This window comes from Verrucomicrobiota bacterium (assembly GCA_027622555.1).
In the GTDB taxonomy this organism is placed as follows: domain Bacteria; phylum Verrucomicrobiota; class Verrucomicrobiia; order Opitutales; family UBA2995; genus UBA2995.
Genome location: JAQBYJ010000216.1, coordinates 1 through 4,475, shown reverse-complemented (window position 1 = coordinate 4,475; position 4,475 = coordinate 1). Strand labels below are relative to the sequence as shown.

The 4,475-nt window shown below is 47.4% G+C and carries 5 protein-coding genes; 1 reads left to right on the top strand and 4 read right to left on the bottom strand.

Features of this window, described 5'->3' with window-relative positions; translation table 11 throughout:
• Positions 1–110 precede the first annotated feature (110 nt).
• Positions 111–1,016, top strand: a complete 906-nt coding sequence (locus O3C43_24785; protein MDA1069706.1) for an AraC family transcriptional regulator — start codon at positions 111–113, stop codon at positions 1,014–1,016.
• On the opposite strand, the gene O3C43_24780 is transcribed toward O3C43_24785, so the two are convergent.
• The 4 genes from O3C43_24780 to O3C43_24765 form a co-directional block, all read right to left on the bottom strand.
• Complete coding sequence (locus tag O3C43_24780; GenBank protein MDA1069705.1) at positions 1,013–1,435, bottom strand: type II toxin-antitoxin system VapC family toxin; 423 nt, start codon at positions 1,433–1,435, stop codon at positions 1,013–1,015. The two genes, O3C43_24785 and O3C43_24780, sit on opposite strands and share 4 nt — an antisense overlap.
• A 327-nt stretch (positions 1,436–1,762) precedes the next feature.
• Positions 1,763–3,238 (bottom strand): sulfatase, encoded by a 1,476-nt coding sequence (locus O3C43_24775; protein ID MDA1069704.1) that lies wholly within the window; start codon positions 3,236–3,238, stop codon positions 1,763–1,765.
• Between the two features lie 165 nt (positions 3,239–3,403).
• Positions 3,404–4,162 carry a DUF6090 family protein gene (locus O3C43_24770; protein MDA1069703.1) on the bottom strand — a complete coding sequence of 253 codons (759 nt, stop codon included), beginning with the start codon at positions 4,160–4,162 and terminating at the stop codon, positions 3,404–3,406.
• 129 nt (positions 4,163–4,291) lie between these two features.
• Positions 4,292–4,459, bottom strand: a complete 168-nt coding sequence (locus O3C43_24765; GenBank protein MDA1069702.1) for a hypothetical protein — start codon at positions 4,457–4,459, stop codon at positions 4,292–4,294.
• Positions 4,460–4,475 lie beyond the last annotated feature (16 nt).

Sequence of the window (4,475 nt, the reverse complement as noted above, 5' to 3'; positions counted from 1 at the left end):
CAGCTAAGATTATGGTAAGAATGTTTCTGTTTCAGATACCCCGATGCTTGCTTCGGGGAGTTTCATTTGGAGTTTGAAAAACATCAGTTTAAAAAATTTCGAAACAGAAAATGCCTCAGATAGAGTTAGCGAATAGTCGGAAAGATAGGGATGCTCAACGGGAGATTATTTCCCAGGAGGCCCAATTGTTTTCTTTTAAGACCGACACCGACATCTGGACCACCTGGCATTATCATCCCGAAATCGACATACTTCTTACGCTGAAGAATACCGGATATCACATTACCGGAGATTTCATGGGAGATATTAAACCGGGCACTTTAATCTTAAATGGTTCCAATGTGCCTCATGCCTTTCATCCCAACGAACCGCCCGAGGGCGATCCCGATAAGCCCGCCATGTTGGTCATACAATTTTCGGTAGCGTCACTTGGAAAAGACTTGCTGTCCAAGTTGGAAATGGACCGCATCCGTAACTTTCTTGAATCGACCGGCCGCTCCTTTGAGTTTTTCGGGCCGACACGTGATCGAGCAGAGGAAATGATGCTGGCGATGCGGACGCAAAGTCCAGGACAACGTTTTGCCCAGTTTATTCTTATTCTGGATACACTGGCCTCTGCTCCCGAAGAGGATCGTGCTCCCTTAGTGAGTCACATATATGCTCCCTCATTGAATGAACAAAATGTGGAGCGGATTGATCGTGTCAAAAATTGGATTCTGGAAAACCTGGACCAGGAAATCAAGCTGGAGGACGTTACGCGTGTCGCACTCATGAGCCCAAAATCGTTTTCCCGCTTTTTCAAAAAGAACACCGGCAAAGCCTTCATTCATTACGTCAATGAATTGCGGGTTGGCCTCGCTTGTCGGAAACTCATGCAGAGTGATGCCAGTGTATCCGAAATCTGTTACGCCTCTGGCTTTAACAACCTTTCCAATTTCAACCGACAGTTCAAAGAGCGAAAAGGCGTGTCCCCTAAAGCGTTTCGCAAAGAGTATAGGTCGAAGGTAGTCAGTTAGCGGTGCGGGTCTTGGGCTTTTTCTTCAGGTTCAATCACTTCCACTCTTAAGTTTTTGATTTGCCGGTAGTGTTTTTCATCCTGTGGGCCAACGAGGCCGCCGAATCCCAGAGAAATGGCTATGGCGGCGATTTGAAGATCATTTTGAGGAATGTTTTTCCCATCCTTCCTTAATTGGCGGTATAGGGCTGCGTAGATTTCCGCCGCTTCCGTTGAAAAGGGTTCAAAGGACGTTAGGAGCCTGATCTTTTCGAGTAGACCTCTTCTTTTTGCAACTCGATCTGGAGAATTGGCGAGCCTCACCCCAATCAGGGTTTCAGCCCAAACGATAGTGGGAAGAACAAGATCTTCATTCGCAAATGGAAGGGCTTTCGAATTTATTTTGACGCGATCGAGGTGCACCAACGCGGATGTATCGATTACGAGGCCCTTGGATTTTCAAGCGGCGAGTCTTCTTTTCCAATACTCTCAAGGTCTGTCGCAAAATCTTTATCCAGGTTCAGGTTTTGCCATGCATCGACAAACTCTGCAACGGTTAGTCGGGAGCTTCCCGGAGGTGGAGTGAGTGTGGCTACGGGTTTATCGTTCTTGCAAATCAGGATAGATTCTCCTGTGTGACGGACCCTTGAGATGCATTCACCAAATGATCGAACAGCCTCAGTACTGGAAATTTTCTTCAGTAGTACAAATACGTATTTTACATAATGTTCTATAATGGGTTATTCTGAAAGTTCTATGTCAGGTGAGTCATTTAGAAAAAATAGGCACCTGCAGACTGCGTTCACCTTGATCGAAAAAGCGCGCACCGGCACCGGTTTTGTCAATGTCTCCCAGTTCCTCGCGGGCCCATTCGATCCGCTTCATCAAGGATTGGACGATGTCTGGATGAAAACTCGCGACATTGCTAGCTTCCGCCATGTCGAGGTTCAAATCGAATAACTGAATTTCGTGGACCTCCTCGATTAACCTACCCCACCAACCGGTTCCGGATGGATTGTTTGGACGAGGGAGCACCAACTTCCAGTGACCGGATCGTACTCCTGTCAACAAGCAGCCAGAATAATAAAAATAGTCTTCCCGCGGACTAGCTTCTGTTTTGCCAACAAGAAAATCTGTGGCGTCGTGGCCATCGATCTTTCGGTCAGCAAGTTTGGCTTCTCCAAGCTTAGCAAAGGTGGGAAGCAGGTCCAAGGTTGACAGGAGCTCATCGGACTTTCTGCCTGTCGCTATCCTGCCCGGCCAGCGAGCTATAAAAGGGACACGCGAACCACCATCCCAAGCACTCATCTTCCAGCCGCGTAAGGGAAGGGCGCTACCCGAATGATCCAGGGGAATAAATGGTTTATCGCTCGGCTTGCCGCCAACGTAACGAGTCGCTTCAATCCAGGGGCCATTGTCCGAAGTAAATACGACCAGTGTGTTTTCATCGAGATTTAGTTCTTTTAGTTTCCCGAGTATTTGTCCGCTGGACCAATCGATTTCCTCGATCGTGTCACCGTAGGGCCCGTATTCAGATTTCCCTTTAAAAGCTTCAGAGGCACCGACGGGGACGTGCGGCAAGTTATGAGCGAGGTAAAGAAAAAAAGGTTGGTCTTTTTTTTGTTCAATCCATTGAAGCGCTTCCCGTGTGTAGTCCTGAGTGATGTGGTCCCAGCTTTCGACGGCTTCAACGACCACTTCTTCGTTTCGGTAAATTCTGCTGCGCACAGGCGTGTCCTCCACGTAAACAGTGAAACCGTTAAAGCGAGGGGTTCCATAAAAGTAATCAAATCCCTGGGCGTTCGGCATGAGTGACGAGTCAAAGGAGTTGTCTGGTCCCTTCGGATTTCCAGCCAGGTGCCACTTCCCGATGAGGGCCGTTGCATACCCTGCGGTCTTGAGCGTTTCCGCCATGGTGATTTCTTCGGGATGCGGTACCGTATGCAGCTGTTTAACATTGTCGGGTTCGGCTACTCGGATCGGGTAGGATCCCGTCATAAGAGCCGCTCGCGATACTCCGCAAACCGGTTGAGCATAGAAGCTGGTTAATATCAAACCCTCCTCAGCCATACGATCGAGATGCGGTGTCTTAATCGTCTTGGACCCAAAACAACCCAGGTCGTTGTAACCCTGGTCGTCAGTAAAGATGAGAATAATGTTGGGCTGGGATCGAGCAAATGCGCTTACGAATATTCCTGTAAGCAGGGTGCTTAATAAGAGTAAGGTGGGTGACAGATATCTCATTTATTGTTTCTTTGAAGGTTCAGATAGGGTTTGATGATTTTACTCCAACTCTGGCTTTTTGTATACTGAGATTGGGACATATAGTAATATTATTTCCTCACCCTTTGTAGATTTAGTTTTTGGCTTATTTTTTCTGAAGTCTGTATCCTCGAAACACGCTCAAGTTCAGTTTTCACGGGTCTGCCGGATGAGTTCCAGGAGTTCCTGTGATTTTTGCTGGATTCTCGGAAGCATGCTTCCGTGGAGGACCCTCGAAGCCTGACCCTTACGGGCGGCCCGGCTGATGACCTCATTGTCTTCCCGTATTCTGCGAGTGACAGAACCAGGTAATTGAACTCCTGATCGTTCACTGCGGTCCGCCTTTGAAAACTCTTGCTGGAGTTCCGGGTAGAGGGAAAGTGGTTGGGTGACTTCTTGATCCAAATCTTGGAGCTTATTATTCTGACCGGCCAATTTCGCCGTGATTGCGCGCCATTCGGCGAAGGCTGTTAGTAATTGTGGATTAACTTTCACTGAAAGTTGGCCCGCGTTGAGAATGTTGGTGAGAGCTGCGTTGTTGAGTTCAGAAAATTGATTTGGTCGCCAAAGAGCTCGAAGATATTCCCAGGCTAAATCTGGCGGTATTTGTCCGGCTTCCTCTGGCGTCATTTGGATGAATTGTTCGAGTAAATGACTGTCCTCCATTCCACTCTCAACTGCCCTCTCAGCCAGTTGCGCATTCTCCTCGAAGGCAACTTCAAGGCGCGCAAGATATTCCTGTTCAAGAATCGATTCTTTGCGTTCTTCATTCCAATTGTTGATCTGCAATGCGATCAATATGCCTATCACGACGAGAGCTATTTCACCGATGGCGTAGAGTAGGTATTTTTGAACTGACCCTGTCTCAATCAATGAGCGTCGTATTTTTCGAAGGAATGTTAGCATCGTATATAAGTCTCTTTATCTTGATTGGAATGGGTTCACTCACTACCGGCAAGGTTTGGGTTAACGAGTGCTTCCTTCCTGATAGTCCTGAAGTTTTGCTAGTATCACTTCAGAATCTTCCTTCGAATTTTAAAGGGCGCGCAGGACGGAACGATGTACCGTTTTGAATAAATGAATGGATGATAAAAAGGTGTCGTCTTTCTTAAGACTGGCAAAGTCTTTCGGCGCCGGGTTGGTAGCACCCCAAAGCCTTTCTGTCGGGTCGATTTCAAAATAGAGCCTGAAATAATCTAACATATATTGTAACTACTCA